Source organism: Candidatus Kaiserbacteria bacterium, from assembly GCA_017134395.1.
In the GTDB taxonomy this organism is placed as follows: Bacteria; Patescibacteriota; Minisyncoccia; order Phycocordibacterales; family UBA2100; genus UBA2100.
Genome location: CP070993.1, coordinates 639,745 through 657,935, shown reverse-complemented (window position 1 = coordinate 657,935; position 18,191 = coordinate 639,745). Strand labels below are relative to the sequence as shown.

General features: G+C 42.9%; 20 protein-coding genes and 6 tRNA genes. 6 read left to right on the top strand and 20 right to left on the bottom strand.

The window, feature by feature from the left end; all coding sequences use genetic code 11:
* Nucleotides 1-6 precede the first annotated feature (6 nt).
* Entirely contained in the window at nt 7-1,695 is a 1,689-nt protein-coding gene (locus tag JXR01_03565; GenBank protein ID QSH39347.1) for a recombinase family protein, read from the top strand.
* Here the strand turns inward: JXR01_03565 and JXR01_03560 are convergent.
* Nucleotides 1,684-1,754 (bottom strand) — tRNA-Gln (locus JXR01_03560). The genes JXR01_03565 and JXR01_03560 overlap by 12 nt on opposite strands.
* 106 nt (nt 1,755-1,860) lie before the next feature.
* On the opposite strand from JXR01_03560, the gene JXR01_03555 reads away from it, so the two are divergent.
* Nucleotides 1,861-2,748 carry an endonuclease/exonuclease/phosphatase family protein gene (locus JXR01_03555; protein ID QSH39346.1) on the top strand — a complete coding sequence of 296 codons (888 nt, stop codon included), beginning with the start codon at nt 1,861-1,863 and terminating at the stop codon, nt 2,746-2,748.
* Here the strand turns inward: JXR01_03555 and JXR01_03550 are convergent.
* The 10 genes from JXR01_03550 to JXR01_03505 all read right to left on the bottom strand — a co-directional run bounded on the left by JXR01_03550 (nt 2,745) and on the right by JXR01_03505 (nt 9,173).
* A complete protein-coding gene (locus JXR01_03550; GenBank protein ID QSH39345.1) occupies nt 2,745-3,278 on the bottom strand; it encodes a VIT1/CCC1 transporter family protein in 534 nt (177 codons plus the stop codon). The two genes, JXR01_03555 and JXR01_03550, sit on opposite strands and share 4 nt — an antisense overlap.
* Nucleotides 3,279-3,305: 27 nt before the next feature.
* Nucleotides 3,306-4,952 (bottom strand): CTP synthase, encoded by a 1,647-nt coding sequence (locus JXR01_03545; GenBank protein QSH39344.1) that lies wholly within the window; start codon nt 4,950-4,952, stop codon nt 3,306-3,308.
* Between the two features lie 55 nt (nt 4,953-5,007).
* Nucleotides 5,008-5,940 (bottom strand): ABC transporter permease, encoded by a 933-nt coding sequence (locus tag JXR01_03540; protein QSH39343.1) that lies wholly within the window; start codon nt 5,938-5,940, stop codon nt 5,008-5,010.
* 13 nt (nt 5,941-5,953) lie between these two features.
* Entirely contained in the window at nt 5,954-6,634 is a 681-nt protein-coding gene (ftsE, locus tag JXR01_03535; protein ID QSH39342.1) for a cell division ATP-binding protein FtsE, read from the bottom strand.
* Nucleotides 6,635-6,705: 71 nt separating this feature from the next.
* Nucleotides 6,706-7,566 carry a PCRF domain-containing protein gene (locus tag JXR01_03530; GenBank protein ID QSH39341.1) on the bottom strand — a complete coding sequence of 287 codons (861 nt, stop codon included), beginning with the start codon at nt 7,564-7,566 and terminating at the stop codon, nt 6,706-6,708.
* 68 nt (nt 7,567-7,634) lie between these two features.
* Complete coding sequence (locus JXR01_03525) at nt 7,635-7,910, bottom strand: hypothetical protein (GenBank protein QSH39340.1); 276 nt, start codon at nt 7,908-7,910, stop codon at nt 7,635-7,637.
* 77 nt (nt 7,911-7,987) lie between these two features.
* A complete protein-coding gene (locus JXR01_03520; protein QSH39339.1) occupies nt 7,988-8,323 on the bottom strand; it encodes a dihydroneopterin aldolase in 336 nt (111 codons plus the stop codon).
* Between the two features lies 1 nt (nt 8,324).
* Nucleotides 8,325-8,397: transfer RNA gene (locus JXR01_03515), tRNA-Thr, on the bottom strand.
* 24 nt (nt 8,398-8,421) lie between these two features.
* Nucleotides 8,422-8,494, bottom strand: a tRNA-Thr gene (locus JXR01_03510).
* A 73-nt stretch (nt 8,495-8,567) separates the two neighbouring features.
* Nucleotides 8,568-9,173 (bottom strand): DUF2238 domain-containing protein, encoded by a 606-nt coding sequence (locus JXR01_03505; protein ID QSH39338.1) that lies wholly within the window; start codon nt 9,171-9,173, stop codon nt 8,568-8,570.
* A gap of 223 nt (nt 9,174-9,396) precedes the next feature.
* Here JXR01_03505 and JXR01_03500 point away from each other — a divergent pair, with 223 nt between their 5' ends.
* The 3 genes from JXR01_03500 to JXR01_03490 all read left to right on the top strand — a co-directional run bounded on the left by JXR01_03500 (nt 9,397) and on the right by JXR01_03490 (nt 11,292).
* Nucleotides 9,397-10,656, top strand: a complete 1,260-nt coding sequence (locus JXR01_03500; protein QSH39337.1) for an NAD(P)/FAD-dependent oxidoreductase — start codon at nt 9,397-9,399, stop codon at nt 10,654-10,656.
* Nucleotides 10,657-10,694: 38 nt separating this feature from the next.
* Nucleotides 10,695-10,768 (top strand) — tRNA-Asp (locus JXR01_03495).
* A 140-nt stretch (nt 10,769-10,908) separates the two neighbouring features.
* Nucleotides 10,909-11,292, top strand: a complete 384-nt coding sequence (locus JXR01_03490) for a hypothetical protein (protein QSH39336.1) — start codon at nt 10,909-10,911, stop codon at nt 11,290-11,292.
* 200 nt (nt 11,293-11,492) lie between these two features.
* Here JXR01_03490 and JXR01_03485 read toward each other — a convergent pair whose 3' ends face one another.
* Complete coding sequence (locus tag JXR01_03485) at nt 11,493-11,741, bottom strand: hypothetical protein (GenBank protein QSH39335.1); 249 nt, start codon at nt 11,739-11,741, stop codon at nt 11,493-11,495.
* Between the two features lie 146 nt (nt 11,742-11,887).
* On the opposite strand from JXR01_03485, the gene JXR01_03480 reads away from it, so the two are divergent.
* Nucleotides 11,888-12,163, top strand: a complete 276-nt coding sequence (locus tag JXR01_03480; GenBank protein ID QSH39334.1) for a winged helix-turn-helix transcriptional regulator — start codon at nt 11,888-11,890, stop codon at nt 12,161-12,163.
* A 294-nt stretch (nt 12,164-12,457) separates the two neighbouring features.
* On the opposite strand, the gene JXR01_03475 is transcribed toward JXR01_03480, so the two are convergent.
* The 8 genes from JXR01_03475 to JXR01_03440 form a co-directional block, all read right to left on the bottom strand.
* Nucleotides 12,458-12,531, bottom strand: a tRNA-Met gene (locus tag JXR01_03475).
* Nucleotides 12,532-12,708: 177 nt separating this feature from the next.
* Nucleotides 12,709-12,957, bottom strand: a complete 249-nt coding sequence (locus JXR01_03470) for a GIY-YIG nuclease family protein (GenBank protein QSH39333.1) — start codon at nt 12,955-12,957, stop codon at nt 12,709-12,711.
* Nucleotides 12,958-13,133: 176 nt separating this feature from the next.
* Nucleotides 13,134-13,207 (bottom strand) — tRNA-Met (locus tag JXR01_03465).
* 37 nt (nt 13,208-13,244) lie between these two features.
* The gene (locus JXR01_03460) at nt 13,245-13,883 is read right to left on the bottom strand and encodes a hypothetical protein (protein ID QSH39332.1); all 639 of its coding nucleotides are present in this window, start codon (nt 13,881-13,883) and stop codon (nt 13,245-13,247) included.
* A gap of 2 nt (nt 13,884-13,885) precedes the next feature.
* Entirely contained in the window at nt 13,886-15,307 is a 1,422-nt protein-coding gene (gene gatA / locus JXR01_03455; protein QSH39331.1) for an Asp-tRNA(Asn)/Glu-tRNA(Gln) amidotransferase subunit GatA, read from the bottom strand.
* A gap of 8 nt (nt 15,308-15,315) precedes the next feature.
* Nucleotides 15,316-15,600, bottom strand: a complete 285-nt coding sequence (gene gatC, locus JXR01_03450) for an Asp-tRNA(Asn)/Glu-tRNA(Gln) amidotransferase subunit GatC (protein QSH39330.1) — start codon at nt 15,598-15,600, stop codon at nt 15,316-15,318.
* A complete protein-coding gene (gene ligA / locus JXR01_03445) occupies nt 15,587-17,626 on the bottom strand; it encodes an NAD-dependent DNA ligase LigA (GenBank protein QSH39329.1) in 2,040 nt (679 codons plus the stop codon). The genes gatC and ligA overlap by 14 nt, the downstream gene beginning before the upstream one ends.
* Before the next feature lie 61 nt (nt 17,627-17,687).
* Nucleotides 17,688-18,191, bottom strand: a complete 504-nt coding sequence (locus JXR01_03440) for a hypothetical protein (protein ID QSH39328.1) — start codon at nt 18,189-18,191, stop codon at nt 17,688-17,690.

Genomic DNA, 18,191 nt, shown 5'->3' with positions numbered 1-18,191 from the left:
ACTTAAATGATGACCTCCCCAAAACAGAAAGATCTCAAATACATACTGTACGTTCGAAAGTCTACCGACAGTGAGGACAAGCAAATGGCTTCAATTGAAGACCAAACTTCTGAAATGATGCGTCTAGCTGAGAACTTGGATTTGAATGTAATAGAAACCATCACCGAATCCAAATCCGCAAAAACACCTAGCGGACGACCTGAGTTCAACAAAATGCTTGGACGTATCCAAAAAGGAGAGGCAAACGGTATCTTGTGTTGGAAGATTAACCGACTTGCACGTAACCCTGTAGATGGCGGACAAATCAGTTGGATGCTCCAAGAAGGAACTATACAACACCTACAAACTTACTCACGGGAATACAATCCTTGGGACAACGTATTGATGATGGCGGTTGAGCTTGGTATGTCTACCCAATACGTGAACGACTTGAGTGTGGACGTGAAGCGAAGTCAACGGAACAAGGCGAAGCGTGGTTGGTATCCTGCGTCAGTCCTGCCCATGGGGTACAAACACAAAAAAGACTACAACATGGGCGACCAAGAGATAGAGAAGGACGCAGAACGTTTCAAAATAGTAAAATCTCTCTGGAAGAAGATGCTTACAGGTTCATACTCTATACCTGATATCAAAAGAGAGGCTGATTCGTTGGGGCTAAGGAATAGAAGTGGAAAGCCCTATTCAGTAAATACCTTTTACAATACTTTCACTCACCCATTTTACTTTGGCGTATTTGATTGGAATGGTGAAGAAGGTTACAAGGAACGTTTCTTTGGCAAGCACGAAGCACTGATTACAGAAGATGAGTTCAACCGCGTACAGACGCTTCTGGGCAAGCATGGGCGCCCGACAAAGGTTAATAAGTATGACTTCCCCTTCCGATCTTCTTTATCCTGTGGTGAGTGTGGTTGTGCAGTGACCGCAGAACGTAAGTTGCAAGCTATATGTACTCAATGCAAAAAGAAGTTCTCAATTCGTACTCAAACCGAATGCCCTGCCTGCCACATAGACGTATCTGAAATGGAGAGACCTAGCATCATCGACAAGACCTATTACCGCTGTACCAAGAAGAAGGGAGTATGTTCGCAAAGATACATCGAGGAATCTGTGTTGGAAAATCAAATATCTGAGTCCATAAAGAAAGTATCAATACCTACTGAATTTTATGCATGGGCAGTCGAAGCTCTGAAATATATACACCGTAATGAAATACACGAGCAGGACCACATAACTCAACAAAATAGAAAAAGAGAGACTGAGTTGCTAAACAAGTTGGACAACCTTGTGATGATGCGAGCAAGTGATGAAATCACTTCTGAACAGTTGCTCAAGACACGAGCACAAGTGGAGAAAGAGTTGCGAGTTGTGCGTAAGAATGTGGAAGGACTACATGAACGTGCAATTGACTGGGTTGGCGTTGCTAATAACTATCTCAACTTTGCCCAAAACGCACGTGAAAAGTTTAAGAATGGTGACAATAACACCAAACGCGAGGTACTTTCCATTCTCGGCTCGAACCTCACACTAAAAGACAAAAAACTCAATGTTTCCGTACCTTCTCCGCTTTCTGGTATACGAAGTACGTATGATTTGTCTGTGTCGCTAAATGCTACGCTCGAACCTAAAATACCCCAGTTAAAACAAGGGTATTCTGGTGAATTAGATGCTACTAATTCAAGTCTGCTGTCGGACTAGGACTCGAACCTAGATTAACTGGACCAGAACCAGTCGTCCTACCATTAGACGATCCGACAAATGTTTACTGCCATAAGACCATTCGCACAGGCGAGCAATCCGACAATACCCCTATCATACATAAATTTACTAGTCTCTCAATGAGACACCTGCTATGATTCCAAGGTGAAAAAACTAAAAGTACTAACGTGGAATCTTGGCTACGGTGCGATGGGAGCCGAAGCCGACATTTCGTTTGAAGGTGGGCGTAAGTTTATTCCCTCTTCTGATGAAGCTGTGAAAGAAAATATCGCTGGTATTAAAAGAATACTCACCAAAACACAGGCAGATGTATACCTCCTTCAAGAACTTTCAGCAGGCAGCCTTTTAAACCGATGGAACAACATTCGTAAAGCAGTATACGAAACACTGCCAAATCATACTTCGTCTCGTGTTTCTAACTTTCAACTTCCACTCTTCTTTGATTTCCTAAAAAATGAACACGGGATGGGTACGTTTGTGAAAGACTCTTTTAATGTATTCAAGAAACAAATTCGTCCGTTTAAAGTAAGTGAATATTACTACAAGATAATTCCACGCCTCGATTTCGCACTGACTACATTCGTAGAAACACAAGACGGAAAAACTATTGCGTTTGTGAACACGCACCTTTCATCGTTTGATGAACACGGTGTACTTCGCATGTCGCAATTCCTAGACCTGATGACGTATATAAAAAAACTGGCTAAAGACGGTCATTCGGTCATTGCTGGTGCCGACTGGAACCTACACGCTGGGAAAATAAACTTCTTCGAGAAAGACGAAATACAATACGAGAAATACAACCACGACTTTCCGTATCACCTCCTAAAAAATGGCTGGACTGCACATTTTCCTACCGATATACCAACACTTCGTGCTGCAAACCGCCCTTACGTGGAAGGAAAATCTACGACAGCAACAGTGGATGGGTTTATTTGTTCGCCAGACATTACAGTTGAGTGTGTAAATACTCTCGATTTAAAATTCAAACACTCAGACCACAACCCGGTTGAGATTGTGTTATCTTGCTAGATACCGAAGAGGTTCACCAGTGCATACCCTACTCCAAACGAAATAGCTGCGGCTGCACCACCAATGGTAAAGTTACGGATCGTTGTTACAAACTTGTTTTCATTAAGTACTGCACCAGAAATATATCCGATAACACCAAATGCTATCATTGTTGTTATCACAGATACTTGTATAGCCTTGCCAGCGAACTCCGGAATGATATAAGCAACTACGAATGGCAATAGTGGAATAAGACCAATGATGACGAAAGAGAGAAACGTCACCACCGCTTTACGCACCGGATGCTTTTCGTGCATCTTTCGATGCTCTGGATCTTCTGAAACCGCAGCCAAATAGCTAGACGCCCCCATTGAAAATGCATCAGCAAATACATTCGCAAATCCCATAATGAGAATGATACCGGCTGGAAGCGACGCACCAACAGACCCCGTAACAATAGCAAAGGTGGTCACAAGACCATCCATACTACCGTACACAAATTCTGGTAAGTATGATTGCCGCTTCTTTGTTCGTAAGAAAATTTCAAACATAGTGTATGTGTATACGTTTCTAAATAATTACTGTTTTTTCAAACAAGCCCGTACAAACTCTGTAAACAATGGACTTGGTACCAACGGTCGTGCTTGAAGTTCAGGGTGAAACTGTGTTCCAAGAAAAAACGGATGTTCTGCCTTCGGAAGCTCAATAATCTCCATAAGCTTCTTGTCGGGTGACGTACCTGAGAACACGAGCCCTGCGTCTTCTAGTTGCTCGACATATTCTGGATTGACTTCGTATCGGTGACGGTGACGTTCTTCTACTACCTCTTTACCGTACGCAGCACGCGCTATAGTTCCTTTTTTAAGCTGTGCTGGGTACACACCAAGTCGCATAGTTCCACCGTAGTCTTTGTTTTTAAGCTTCGCTTTTTGCTCTTCCATAATATCGATAACAAGATGTGTTGCGTCTTTGTTCATTTCGCGAGTAGCCGCATCTTTCAACCCAAGGACATTTATGGCGTATTCAACGACAGCAAGCTGCATCCCGTAACACAATCCAAAGTATGGAATTTTGTTTTCACGAATGTACTTGATTGCCTTTAATTTTCCAGCGATACCTGTTTTACCAAAACCACCCGGAACGATAACACCGTCATAGTTTTTTAGTTCACTTACTTTTCGTTTACCATTTTCAAAGTCATGTGAAGAAATCCATGTCAGCGTAGGTTTTGCTCCAAGTGAGAAGGCAGAGAACTTAATCGCTTCAATAACCGAAATATACGCATCAGAGAGCACGAAGTCACCGGTATCGAAATACTTTCCCACGACTGCAATGTTCACCTCCTTTTTTGGATTGTGCACTTTTTTTACGAATGCTTTCCAATCTTTCAAATCTGCTACCTTATTTTTCTTCTTCAGTTTCAGTGCAGAGAGAATCAGTCCTGAAAGGTTGTCTCTCTCAAAATTAAGTGGTACATCGTAAATACTTTCAATGTCTGGTGCTGAAATAACATGCTCTGGACGAACATTACATTGTTCGGCAATTTTTCCTTTTCGTCGCTCATCAATAACTTCTTCGGAACGCCCAATAACAAAGTCAGGTTGTACTCCATAAGAATTGAGCTGTCGAATAGCATTTTGTGTTGGTTTTGTTTTCATTTCACCTACTTTCGATGGAATTGGTAAGTACGAAACCATTATGGAAAGGACATCGTCTGGATTACGCGATTTCATAACACGAGCGGCTTCAATAAACATAATGTTTTGGTAGTCTCCTACTGTTCCGCCAATTTCAATAACACTAATTTCTGAACCATTGATGCTCGCTGCTTTTTCAAACCGCTCAACAATTTCGTTACGAATATGCGGAATAGCTTCTACACAATTTCCATCGTATTCGAGATTACGTTCTCGCTCGATAACATTGCGATACACCATACCGCTTGTTACATAGTTTGCTTCAGGAAGATCCCGATTTAAGAATCGTTCATAGTTTCCCATGTCTTGGTCTGTCTCAAGACCTGAACGAAGCACAAATGCTTCACCATGCTCGGTTGGATTCATGGTTCCCGCGTCTACATTTAAATAAGGGTCAACTTTTACGAGGTTGACCTTATATCCATTTGCTTGGAGGATGTTTCCGATTGAAGCGGTTGCGATACCTTTGCCAACTCCTGACATTACTCCACCGATAACAAATATGTATTTGTGTCCTTTTTTTGCCATGCGCACTAAATTGTTGTGAAGTCTAGCTAATGTGCCTAACTTTGCAAGTTAATTGTTAATTTGTTAAACGTAAATACCTTCGGACCGCTATAAAGCTCGACAGAGCACCGAGTCCTACCCCTGTTGCAACAAGGACGAAGAAAAGCCAGCCAATGTTGTTTGCATAATACGAAAGTACATTGAAAGACCCTAGAAATGCTTGTGACGCCGGACCAAGCGACAATGAAACAGGATAGAGGGCTAACAGAGCCAACAGTGCCCCAGCAAACCCATACAAGGACCCTTCAATGATAAATGGACCCTGTACGTACCAGTCGGAAGCACCCACGAGCTGCATAACACCTATTTCTTCTTTCGTTGTGAAGATAGCGAGACGAATAGTGTTAAAAACAATCAAAGCCGAAACGGCAATAAGGAAAATAGTCACGATGAGCCCGAAACGCTCCGAAGCATCAATAATATTTGTTAATTTATTAATAGCTGCTTTGTTCTGGAAATAGTTAATTTTCTCTATTATCTGAGCGCCCCCGCCAACTGCAGTTTCGTTTTCTAAGAACCCCGCAATGCCTTCGTATTGGCTTGTTTCCTTTGCCCTAATTGCAAGTGAAGCCCCGAGCGGATTCTCGTCGAGCTCATCGAGTGCTTGCAGTGTTAACTGGTCGTCTTTATGTCGTTCGCGGAACTGAGCAAGTGCTTCGTCCCGACTTACGTATTCGACGTTTGCTACTTCTGGCAATTCGCTCACCAGATCACGAAGCGCAAGAATGTCACTCTCAGGTGCATTGGTAAGGAAGTATACGTTTATGTCTACCTTTTCTTGTAATTGCACGAGCGTCGAGTCGAGCGCGGCACTACCCATCATCAGTGCACCCATAACAAAAAGAACAATCGCCATAATCAACACTGTAGTCAGTGAAACAAATCCATTACGCAAAAAGCCAATGAAGCCTGCTCGCGATACTCTTTTTATGTTTATCCAAAAAGCCATTTTAACAATTATACTATAACTCGTAGTGCCCGCTTTTATCGTCCCGAACAACACGGCCCTCATCCATGGTAATAACGCGCTTTCCTAATGAATCAATCACACCCTTGTTGTGTGTGGTAAGAATGATAGTTGTACCGAGATCGTTAATTTTCTTAAGAATCTGGACGATTTCGTACGTACTTATGGGGTCTAAGTTTCCTGTGGGTTCATCGGCAACAACCACATCTGGCTGGTTTACAATAGCTCGTGCAATCGCCACTCGCTGCTGTTCACCACCTGAAAGCTCTCGTGGAAAACTATCCATCTTTTCTGAAAGATCTACGAGATCAAGTACGTGTGGAACATCGGCTGCAATATCTTCGTTTCGCTGCCCTGCTGCTTCCATAGCAAAGGCTATGTTTTCGTATACTGTTTTTGTAGGGAGCAAACGAAAATCTTGAAACACCGTCCCTATTTTTCTTCGTAGTTTGTTAAGGTCGCTCTTACCAAAGTACGCAATGTTGTTTGATTCAAAATACACAGTTCCCTCAGAAGGAATCTCTTCGGCGAAAATCATCTTAAGAAGGGTTGATTTACCCGCACCTGAATGCCCAACAATAGAAACGAACTCTCCCGGTTCTATGGTCATTGTTACATCGTCTAGTGCTGCTATACCTCCATTGTAAAATTTAGTAACTTTGTCGAAATAAATCATATATTCTTATCTGGAATTATACAGATACTATTATACAGGCACCTGTTGTTGCGACCAACTTTTTTGGGTTACTAACCACCAATAAAAACTGAAAGGTCTCCATTGAGCACAGCGTCAACATTTGATGTCTCTACGTCAGTACGGTGGTCTTTAACTTTTTTATACGGGTGCAATACATATGAACGTATCTGGCTTCCCCACTCTATCTTCACATGAGGTGAGACTGCCAACCCTTTTTCTTCTTTCTCCCTGTCCTCTTCTTGTTTTTTATAGAGCTTGCCTCGTAGTATCTCGAGTGCTTTTTCGCGGTTACGCTCCTGGCTTCGCTCGGCAGTACACTTCACGGCAATACCTGTGGGGATATGCGTAATACGAACTGCTGTTTCTACCTTGTTTACATTTTGACCTCCTGCACCACCGGCGCGCGCAAAACGTATATCAAGATCGCTCGGCGGTAGTGCGATAGCTTCTATTTCAGGAAGCTTCGGAACAACTTCAACAAGTGAGAAGCTTGTTTGTCTTTTACCTTGTGCATTAAATGGACTAATACGAACGAGCCGGTGTACTCCTGATTCATTCTTTAATGTTCCATACACATTCTTACCAGTCACTTCAAACGACACACTACGGTACCCTGCGTCACTTACGTTTTCATCTAGTATAGTCGCACTCCACCCCTTGTTCTCAATAAACTTTCTGTACATCGTAAAGAGCATGGCAGAAAAATCTTCGGCATCGTCGCCGCCGGCACCCGAGAGGATGCTGACAATCGCAGCACCTCTATCGTACTTGCCTACACCTTCTGTTTCATCTTTCAATTCTTGCAATTCTTTAATGAGGTCTTGCGCTTTTACAGAATCGTTCCAAAAAGTTGCCTCATTCATAAGGCTTTCTATTTCTGCTATACGACTACTGTTTTTATTTTCTGTCATTTACCTATTAGTATACAAATATAAAGAGAGGGACGCTTGCGCGTCCCTCTACTTACTTAGACGACACATCAGTGTAATGAGTACTCCTGACACGCCTCATGTGTAGGTATCACAGCACAATTCCACCCGTCGTCTGTTCTTTCTACATCAAAAATGTCGAGTAGCATGCTTTCCTTACTCACAGGATGTGTAATCTTGAGCGTCCAATCTATACGAATATTTTCCTTTTTTTCGTCGCATTGAACTGAAAACTGATCAACGACCTTATAAAGATTAGCCATGCCTTCAAAACTGTCGACACCTTTTTCGCTGAATGAGTATACATAGAGATGAATAAGAATCATTTGCAGCTCCTCATTCTAAATGAACTCTATTGTCTAGACTATATGGGCTGACGACAAGCGTCAAGATACAAAGAGTATCACCCTTTAACTGTAACACTTGGTACTCCATTGTCCCACGCATCTAGTTTTTCTACATGTACGGTTATATCTTTGATGTTTGTATCTAGCAACTGAACAGTTTGCGCTATATGAGTCGCTAATGTTTCAACAAGAGAAAAACTTTCATTTTCAATGCTATGAATGATGACATCACGTACTTCTTTCCAATCCACTGTTTCATCTAATTCGTCATTCACTGACGGTGTTACCAACGCGAAAGAAATAGACACACGAAAACGCTGACCCTTCTTTTTTTCACGACTTAAACAACCATGAATACCTAATGCAACAATATCTTTTATATGTATTAACATGAGCCACCTCGCAGAATCGAACTGCGGACCTACGCGTTACGAGTGCGTCGCTCTACCAACTGAGCTAAGGTGGCTTATTAACGGCTATTGTCTACGGGAGCCAGGAACGGGATTCGAACCCGTGACCTCACCCTTACCATGGGTGCGCTCTACCAACTGAGCTATCCCGGCATACATACGTATGCACGTACGTACGTCCATACATACGCTGCTGTATCTTACAATGTTTGACTATGAGCGCAAATTATTTGTTTCTATCTCTGTACGCAAGGAATCCAACAGCAAGAAGAACTCCTATCATGTTTGCCAGCAGATCAAGGCCTGTATTAAAGTAACCTCCCACACCCGTTTCCGGAAATGAAAGAACAGCAATAAATTCTACAATCTCATTTAACGCACCGAGCCCCATACCGACACCTGCTGCAAGCGCATAGCCTAGTGCTTTTGAAGCATCTTCTTTCCATCGTGGTGCAAGTAAGTGATGCGCAACAAGTGTCGCAACCGCAAACCCAAAAGCATGTACTACTTGGTCATATTTAACAAGCGTTAGTTCTCCATCGGTAAACACACTAATGAGCTGGACGCCGTAGAGCACCGTGTCGCCCACAGGAATACTCCCCCCTGCCATATGTGCTAGACCCCAAAGCGAAAGCCCCCATAAAATAAGTGGTGAAAATCGAGAAGCAGGTAATGTAGCTACTAGCAGCACAAAAAAGATAAGCATCACGCCCACATACCAGAGAAATTCGTAGTTAGCGCTCGCGATGTAATAGGTTGTAAACCCTGCGACATACAAAAGTGAGAAAAGAAATATAATCCATTGATGACGTGTAAAATTAAAAAACTTCATATCCTATGTTATAAGACCCAAAAGTCCGCTAATGAACGTTATAAAAAGTGTAAATAGTGAAATAAGAAACTGCAAAAACAAAGCAAACGTATTCATTATCAATGCAATAATATCGTTCAAAAATGATGTGAGGTTCATATTTCTATAGTACCACGCATGACTTTGCTGGGAATTCGTTTACTAAACAGTTTGACCAAACGCAATATATGTGGATACTTGTCAAATGACAGAGAAAGACGCAGACGTAATAGTCGTAGGAGGAGGCGCATCAGGAATGATGTGTGCTGGTATTATTGCTGCCAAAGGTAAGCAAGTATTAATTCTCGAGAAAAATAAAGAACTCGGGAAAAAGCTTTCTATAAGTGGTGGTGGACGCTGTAACATAACGAATGCCGAGCTTGACGTACGCGAGTTTCTAAAAAACTTTCCAGAGTCTAGTAAATTCCTCTTCTCCCCTTTCTCACAGTTCTCAGTTAAAGAAACATTTACCTTTTTTGAAAAACGAGGACTTCCGCTTGTAGTGGAAGCACGTAAACGAGTATTTCCAAAATCTCAAAAAGCATCTGACGTAGTAGACGTATTCAAAAAAGGAATCGATAATCCAAACACGCGGATATTTACCGGTACACCTATTCGCTCAATTACGCACGAAGACGGTATCGTAACTGGTGTTATTACAAAGGATGGCAAAGCGTACAAAGCACCCTACGTTGTGTTGGCAGTTGGTGGTGCGGCGGCGCCCGAAACTGGTTCAAACGGTGATGGCTTCCGTATGCTGCGTGAAATAGAACATACCGTTGCAGATTCAAACCCTAATATCGTACCTCTCAAGGTAAACGAGAAATGGGTGCACAAACTCTCAGGTACATCGTGTTCGTTTATGGAAATCCGATTCAGCCAAAACGGCAAGACTAAAATAAAAAAGAAAGGAAAAATACTGTTCACCCACTTTGGCATCTCTGGCCCCCTCGTACTTAACACATCTCACGAAGTAAGTAAGCTCTTAGAAAAAGGACCTGTGCACGCAGAAATTAATCTCTTCCCTGACACAAACGAGGGTGACCTTGATAAACGTGTAGTGAAACTCTTTGATAAAAATAAAAATAAGAAACTCCGTAACGTGCTTCCTGAATTACTTCAAAAAAGTTTAGCTCATGCGGTTATCTTTTTAGCTAATCCAGCGCTCGGCGAAGTGAGTGTACACTCGATATCGAAAGAAGATCGGAAAAAGCTTGTGAAAACAATGCAGTCACTTGGATTTATGATTGCCGGAACTATGGGACTCGACAGGGCAGTTATTGCAGACGGTGGCGTAGCACTTGAAGAGGTAGACTTCTCTAACATGACTTCACGAAAGTTTCCTAACCTCTACCTTCTTGGTGACATACTACACATAAACCGGCCATCTGGAGGGTTTTCACTGCAGCTTTGCTGGACGACAGCATGGGTAGCTGCCCAAGACATACTAAAACGGCTGGTTTAGTGGAAATATTCAAATATCCTGCTAGAATAGCCTCTATTGCGGACGTAGCTCAATTGGTTAGAGCACCCGCCTGTCACGCGGGAGGTTGAGGGTTCAAGTCCCTTCGTTCGCGCAATAAAACAACAGAGTCTGATTCGTTTAGTATCAGACTCTTTTGTTTTAGAGTGAACCAAAACTTGACTTGTGAAGAAAAATATTTCATTATCCACTTAGAATTGAACCTCTTATTAATCTCAACCGAAGGAGCAGCAAATGAGTATTCCGCGCATATGGCTTCCGGACTCAGTTCTGGAGCATGCACAAAAAACCTTCGAGAAGGGTGTCGTGATTCGCTGGAAGAAGCGTCCCGACATCATCCTCTTCTCTGACTGCGCAACGAATCGTCACAAAAGTGAGATAAGTCATACTCAATTCATTGACAAACGTTGGCCTGCGGGCCACGTGGTCGTAGTAGTCGGTAACTGCTGTGGCTCACTACATCAGCGCTCTCGCGATGCGATGCAAAAAATGCGATCAGACATTAACTGGATCTTCCCAGATAACGCACCTGACTTGTGCAACGGCGTCGAAGTATCGCCAGACGATATGAGTATCATACTCGAGAATGCCGATCTCATCGAAACCGTTGAAGACTAGAAAGTTTGAAGATCTAAAGTTTGACCTTTCTGGACACAGCCGCCTACCTTTCGGGTAGGCGGCTTTTCTTTTCTATAGTGAGATTACGCAAAGCTACATTACCTAATTCCTCAAACATAATTCAAGTGCTCTCTATAACGTCGCGCTAACAATACACAAAAAACGCCCCGTTGGGGCGCTTTTTGTTTTGAGTACACTGCTTATCGCTTTCGCTTTGCAGTTTTTTTCTTAGCAGCTGGCTTTCGCTTCACTACTTTCTTTTTTGCTGCAGGCTTTCGCTTTGCAACCTTTTTCTTTGCGGCTGGCTTTCGCTTCACCACTTTCTTCTTTGCTGCTGGCTTTCGTTTTGCTGCTGGCTTCTTTTTAACAGCCTTACGAACTACCTTCTTCTTTGCTGCTGGCTTTCGCTTTGCAGCTGTTTTTCTTTTTGCAGTTTTTTTTGTTGCCATAAAATAATGGTTGTGGAGTTGTAATGTACTCGACCTGCTTAAAGTATACCGTGTAAAAAATATTTGCACGCGTAGGCAACACAAATGTGTGCACAAGTGTGCATATCTTTTATTATAGCATTACATGTAATGCTATAATAAAAGATATGCACGTACGAACTATTCAAACCCTTGAAATCATAATGAAAGGTGCCGCGAACAAGAAACGTATAGCTATTATTAGTCTACTTGCTCGACAAAACGATCTCGATGTTGAACTCATAGCTGAGAAATTAAACATAAGCTACACGTCAGCAGCAGCACACTTACAAAAAATGCACGCAGCCGACATTGTGAGCAAAGAAGACGACGGTTATTTTGTTCTACACCGTCTTACAACTCGTGGTAGGCAACTCAACTCTCTCTTCCGTCGTTTGTGTTAGAAAAAGAAAACAGGTACCAATGGTACCTGTTTTCTTTTTCCTCTAGTGTCGGGAGGCAGATTTGGCGTCAGCTCACTAAGCTCTCCGCCAGCCGGCGGATCGTTAAGTGGCTCCTGCCCGGACTCGCCGCGACCAAATTTTTAAAGAGTGCTAGCGAATATAAAAATTGAAGTACTCTTGTGGTGACAAGCACTCCTTTCAGTCGTCTTGTATACCAGCTCCGTCTTTCAATTCTGCCCTCGACAAGAGTAGTAAAAAAACCGACACTTTCGTATCGGTTTTTACTACATCTAGTGTCGGGAGGCAGATTTGAACTGCCGACCTTAGGTTTATGAGTCCTACGCTCTAACCAACTGAGCTACCCCGACATACTACTGATTATGAATTGTTACGCCGACCTTACCAAGAGACTATTGCATGCGTCCCTGGCAGCACAGTCTAACCCCAGCCTGAAGCTGGTCCGCCCCTGGCAGAAACTGAGCTAACGATTTGGGAAGAATACCAATTTATTCGCTTTCTTTCAATCAGCACGTGCAAGAATCGTGTTATTCCAGGTATTTGTTTCCGCCTTGCTTCTTCTTCGTATGGTGTGCGAGTTGCTTTCGTAGATATACTCTTCCTGAACCACCCTTCAGAAACTTTTCACGCCCTATAGCATCTTGCTTGTTCTTATAGGCTTCGTAATAAATTAACTCCCATGAACCTTTCTTATTTTGGGTTGTTTTTCCTCCTCGCTTTTCTACATGCTCAGCGATTCTTCTGCGCAGATCTTTCGTATAACCGATGTACCACATACCATCGTCGCTATGTTCGATTAGATACACGTAGAACATTTCTCTATAGTCGCGCAAAGTGAGTTGCACCGCAACCCACCGCCCGACCACTCAAACTACAAAAACCCCTACTCGGGGTTTTTGTATCGTGGACACTTGCGTGCCACGAGGTACATTGCTCCGCAATGTACTTTTCGTGGTTGCGGGGGCCGGAATTGCACCGACGGCTCGGGGTTATGAGCCCCGCGAGATACTTCTTCTCCACCCCGCTGCGGAGCACTATACCACAGAAGAAGTTACCGACCAAGTTAGCGCTTAATGTGCCCTAGTTCTGTAAATACTTTCTCGTACAAGCCAATAACGCGTTTTGCTTCTCGATGAGTAATCTCAAAATTACTCCCCTCGTGTGCTACACGATTTCGTATTTTGTGCGCTTCCCACGCATCATCAATACTATTTAAATCACTTCGTTTGACCTGTTTCATCTTCTCTCCTAAGCCTTCCCCGATATACCCAAGATTAGTAATCATTGTATCTAACAATACGTCTGCCTCTAAAATAGCCTGGCGCCAATCGTTATCATTTTCCGAATTCACATGCCTCGTAATTGAATTCCACCTCGTAACGTATATGTCGGATTCCTCAGCATGTATATTCTCAACACCAAATATACGTTGTCCGATAGTAGAAAGGGGTTGCTGTGCATAATAGCGTGCTTCTGCTTTACGGATTTGTCGAATGCGAAGCATTGCATACACAATTCCTATCCCCATTATGAGCGAAACTATAAGTGAGAAAGTAAAAAGGCCTCCCCATGAACTATCAAAAATAACACTTTGAATAGCATCGCTTGTGTTAAGCGATGCATCTTGGACTTCAGTGAAAGTTTGCGCTCCTTCAGTGAAATCGTCAAAGCTCGGTGGCGTAATGTTATTTGTCCGCGGCATAGTTACTCTTGTATTATACCTTCAAAATCTTTACCTATTGTAAACAGTGAGCTATCAGCACCACGATTAGCAATAAATTGTATTCCTATTGGTAGCTGCACTCCGTCACGTTCTACTTCACCCATTGGTACAGAAATAGCAGGGACTCCTGCAAGATTTGCAGTAACGGTAAACATATCTTCTGCATACATAGCAAGTGGATCATTTACTTTCTCTCCAATCCTAAATGCAGGTGTAGGTGATGTTGGTGTTGCAATAATAGCAACATCTTTAAATGCCTCATCGAACTCTCTCTTTATTTGATTTCTAACCGCTATTGCCTTTCGGTAATATGCATCTGCATACCCAGACGAAAGCACAAAGGCGCCAAGCAGTATACGACGACGAGACTCTGCTCCAAACCCTTCTCTTCGTGTTTGCATATAATCATCTAGTAAGTCTTTTCCTTGTTTTTGGACTCCATACCGTATGCCATCGTACCGAGCAAGATTGGTAGATACCTCAGCTGGCATAACAATGTAATAGACCGCTAGCGCATATTTACTTGTTGGCAATTCTATATCTACGATTTCATATCCTTCTTTCCGTAACTTATCAAGAGACGCTTCAAATGTTTCGATAACATCTTTGTCTACACCCTCAGCAAAAAATTGTCGTGGTACACCAATTTTCTTTGGAGCTTGAGCATCGACAAAAGAAGCCTCAGGAAGTGAGGTGGAATCACGGTTATCCTCTCCTCGTATACTCGCAAAGAGTAATTCGGCGTCTGCAACAGTTTTACCAAAAGATCCAATTTGATCTAGTGATGAGCCCATAGCCATCGCACCGTAGCGTGATACTGCACCATAGGTTGGTTTAAAGCCTACTAATCCGCACAATGCGGCAGGCTGACGAATAGAACCACCTGTATCAGTCCCGAGTGAGGCAATCGCCATGTCTGCAGCAACAGTCACAGCTGATCCACCAGATGAACCTCCAGGAACCCGCGTAGGGTCATGCGGATTCTTTGTAGGGCCATACGCAGAGTTTTCTGTAGAACCACCCATAGCAAACTCATCCATGTTTGTTCGCCCTATAAATACTGCACCTTCCGCTTTTAGCTTTTCAATAACGTGTGCATCGTAGCTTGCAACATAGTTTTCTAAAATTTTAGATGCGCCACTTGCAATACGTCCCTCAATAAGAATATTGTCTTTAATCGCAATAGGAATACCCGTCAATGCAGTTGCACTACCATCCTTAATTATTTTGTCAGCTCGTTGCGCCTGCTCTAGAACATCATCAAAAATCTCTAAATACGCATTGAGTTCTTCATTTTTCTCTTGAGCACGCCCTAGGTATGCCTGCGCAAGTTCTACAGCAGTAATGTCTCCACCATCAAGGAGGGCTCGTGCTTTTTGTATTGTAATATTTTGCAATTCCATATCAGCCATTAGTCTTGAGCAATTATTTTTCGGACACGTAAATAGCCGTCTTTCGAGTCCGGCATAGCATCTACCATTTTTTTCGTGTGCACACCTGTTTCATGTGGATTTTCGTCTTCCCTCATAACGTTATAGTGATCGCCAGTTTCTTTTGTTATCTCCCCTCCGGCTTCACTAATTTGCTCAACAAACGCTAAGATTTCTGGTATCTCGCGCTCCAACTCATTAATCTCATTATCACTTATCGCTAGTCGCGTAAGATTTGCAAGTTTTGCTATATCAACTTCTACCATGTTGCACCATACTAGCAAATTCATCTTCATTTAGCACTGGAATACCTAACTCAATTGCCTTTTTATACTTACTTCCCGTAGCCTCACCTGCCACTACATAATCTGTTTTTGACGACACGGTGCTTGAAACGTTTCCACCAGCTGCTCGTATTCTCTCACTTGCTTCATCTCGCGTGAAATTTTCAAGAGACCCTGTTAAAACAAAAACTTTTCCTGTTAATACCCCTCTATTCTTCTTGGCAGCTTTCTTAATAGTGATGTGTTCCAAAAGTCGGTCGAGCATCGCGCTATTTTGTTCATCAGCAAACCACTTCACAATAGACGCAGCAACTATTTCGCCAATACCCTCTAGAGCAACGAGGTCGTCTTCGGTAGCAGTCCGTAGTTTTTTGAGCGTAAAATTCTGTGCCAAATCTCTCGCTGTTTCTTCTCCTACTTGCCCAATAGAAAGACCCACAAGCAGCCTTTGCAGTGATACACTCTTAGATTCTTCTATTGCAGCAAGGAGATTATCAGCACTTATTTCAGCAAATCCTTCGAGTTCAAGAATGTCCCCTTTTTCAAGAGTAAAAAAGTCATCAAACGTACTTACTAATCCTGCCCGCAAAAGAGCCTCTACTATTGATGATCCGAGTCCGTCTATATCAAGTGCTTTTTTTGAAGTGAAATGTGCAAGTATTCTAGATTGCTGACTAAATGAGTCTTTAGAAACACAGCGCCATGCCGCACTTCCTGCTACGCGCTCAATAGAACCATTGCCGCCACAGGCCGCAACTTTTTTAGGAAACACGTATTTCTTTTCTTTACCTGTCCGCAAATCAGTAAGAACACTGACTATATCGGGAATAACATCTCCAGCTTTTTGCAATATCACCGTGTCACCGACACGAACATCTAAACGCGCTATCTCGTCTTCATTATGGAGTGTTGCACGGCTCACTACTGAACCGGCAACTCGCACCGGCCGTAAATGTGCGACTGGCGTCAAAACTCCCGTACGACCAACTTGCAGGACAATGTCTTCAACTATCGTCGTTACTTGTTCAGCAGGAAACTTAAAAGCGATAGCATAGCGAGGTGCTTTTGCAGTATAGCCAAGCTTTTCTTGTAGCTTGATATTATCAACTGCGACAATAGTTCCATCCATTTCGTATGCCTCTCCGTCACGTCTTTTAAGCCAATAATTGTAATCTGCTATGGCTTCATCAATTGTATCTACAGTTTTCCAATACGGATTTACTTTAAAATGAAGTTCTTTTAAGAGCTCGAGCTCCTCCCCTTGGGTAGCCGGCTCCTCGAGTGACGTTTCTCGTATATCAATATCATATATATCATACATGAAGGTATCGAGGTTCCTCTTTGCTGTCACCGCTGAATTAAGCTGACGAAGCGAACCAGCCGCAGCATTACGAGGGTTCGCAAATGGCTCCTCTTCCAATTTCGTTCTCTCTTTGTTTATTCTTTCAAACTCCTTATGTGACAGCCATGCTTCTCCCCCTACGATAAGATCAATTGGTTCTGGCAAGACAAGTGGAATACTCTTTATGGTACGGAGGTTGTCGGTTATATCTTCGCCCACAGTTCCATCTCCTCGAGTTGCACCTCGTACAAACTCCCCCTTTTTGTATTCCAATATAACCTTCAGTCCATCAATTTTGTGTTCAACAGTATAGGTAAGTGGTTCATCTTTAATACTTGAGCGTTCCATATGACGTAATACGCGCTCGTGCCATTGCTTCAGTTCCTCTGCTGAAAATACGTTATCAAAAGACCATTGTGGTACTTTATGTTCCACTTTTGTAAATCCTTTACGAATCACAGCCCCCACTCTTTGTGTGGGGCTATCATTAGTAGAGAGTTCTGGATATTCTTCTTCTATAGTAATAAGTTCGCGTAACAGTGTGTCATAGGCTTCGTCAGAAATCTCAGGAGTGTCGAGCACATTATAGAGATAGTTGTGATGACGGATTACTTCTCGTAGCTGTAGCGCACGTTGTTTCAATTCTTTAGTTGGTCTTGTCGCCATCTGGGTATTGTACTATATACCTCTCGAGCGATACACCAATAACGTCCCTTTCATGAAACACCTAAAAAGTAGACCGTACGGCTCTCTCGAGACGACGCGGATGATCTGGTTCACTACACGGAGTACTGTATCCCAGAGACTCTACTACCGTATGTGGATGAGTTGTTCTTTTCGTAACTGTAACGTACACACATCGTCCTTCTGGCTCAAACCAAAAGGTTGAGTAATTGTTTCCACCTAACCCACTTACTCCATCAGGGATACCTGGCTCATACGGAGTGGGAAAATCTTGCAACACGTTACCTGCACATGTCGGCGTAATACCGGGTGACGAAAAAACAGTAGACGTTGCAAAGGCACCATGCCTAAAATTCCAATAGAGCGCACACTCAGCACCTGTGTCTGCTGCATAAAAAGCAAGCTGAGAATCACGTCCGAGAGAAGAAAGTATGATTTCTTTCTTTGCGATGGAAAACATCGCCAAACCAAGCGAGGTAAGAAGTGACGCCACAAGTGCTGCTAATATCAACGTAAATCCTCTTTGTTGTGTGTTGAAGTAACTCAT

What these genes read in the sequence shown, in the direction of transcription:
- JXR01_03460 (QSH39332.1), bottom strand. Translation starts at nt 13,883, where the DNA reads ATGCCGCGGACAAATAACATTACGCCACCGAGCTTTGACGATTTCACT.
- gatC (QSH39330.1), bottom strand. Translation starts at nt 15,600, where the DNA reads ATGGTAGAAGTTGATATAGCAAAACTTGCAAATCTTACGCGACTAGCG.
- JXR01_03490 (QSH39336.1), top strand. Translation starts at nt 10,909, where the DNA reads ATGAGTATTCCGCGCATATGGCTTCCGGACTCAGTTCTGGAGCATGCA.
- JXR01_03565 (QSH39347.1), top strand. Translation starts at nt 7, where the DNA reads ATGATGACCTCCCCAAAACAGAAAGATCTCAAATACATACTGTACGTT.
- ftsE (QSH39342.1), bottom strand. Translation starts at nt 6,634, where the DNA reads ATGATTTATTTCGACAAAGTTACTAAATTTTACAATGGAGGTATAGCA.
- ligA (QSH39329.1), bottom strand. Translation starts at nt 17,626, where the DNA reads ATGGCGACAAGACCAACTAAAGAATTGAAACAACGTGCGCTACAGCTA.
- JXR01_03470 (QSH39333.1), bottom strand. Translation starts at nt 12,957, where the DNA reads ATGTGGTACATCGGTTATACGAAAGATCTGCGCAGAAGAATCGCTGAG.
- JXR01_03520 (QSH39339.1), bottom strand. Translation starts at nt 8,323, where the DNA reads ATGTTAATACATATAAAAGATATTGTTGCATTAGGTATTCATGGTTGT.
- JXR01_03545 (QSH39344.1), bottom strand. Translation starts at nt 4,952, where the DNA reads ATGGCAAAAAAAGGACACAAATACATATTTGTTATCGGTGGAGTAATG.
- JXR01_03440 (QSH39328.1), bottom strand. Translation starts at nt 18,191, where the DNA reads ATGAGTTACTTCAACACACAACAAAGAGGATTTACGTTGATATTAGCA.
- JXR01_03485 (QSH39335.1), bottom strand. Translation starts at nt 11,741, where the DNA reads ATGGCAACAAAAAAAACTGCAAAAAGAAAAACAGCTGCAAAGCGAAAG.
- JXR01_03540 (QSH39343.1), bottom strand. Translation starts at nt 5,940, where the DNA reads ATGGCTTTTTGGATAAACATAAAAAGAGTATCGCGAGCAGGCTTCATT.
- JXR01_03505 (QSH39338.1), bottom strand. Translation starts at nt 9,173, where the DNA reads ATGAAGTTTTTTAATTTTACACGTCATCAATGGATTATATTTCTTTTC.
- JXR01_03550 (QSH39345.1), bottom strand. Translation starts at nt 3,278, where the DNA reads ATGTTTGAAATTTTCTTACGAACAAAGAAGCGGCAATCATACTTACCA.
- JXR01_03530 (QSH39341.1), bottom strand. Translation starts at nt 7,566, where the DNA reads ATGACAGAAAATAAAAACAGTAGTCGTATAGCAGAAATAGAAAGCCTT.
- gatA (QSH39331.1), bottom strand. Translation starts at nt 15,307, where the DNA reads ATGGAATTGCAAAATATTACAATACAAAAAGCACGAGCCCTCCTTGAT.
- JXR01_03480 (QSH39334.1), top strand. Translation starts at nt 11,888, where the DNA reads ATGCACGTACGAACTATTCAAACCCTTGAAATCATAATGAAAGGTGCC.
- JXR01_03525 (QSH39340.1), bottom strand. Translation starts at nt 7,910, where the DNA reads ATGATTCTTATTCATCTCTATGTATACTCATTCAGCGAAAAAGGTGTC.
- JXR01_03500 (QSH39337.1), top strand. Translation starts at nt 9,397, where the DNA reads ATGACAGAGAAAGACGCAGACGTAATAGTCGTAGGAGGAGGCGCATCA.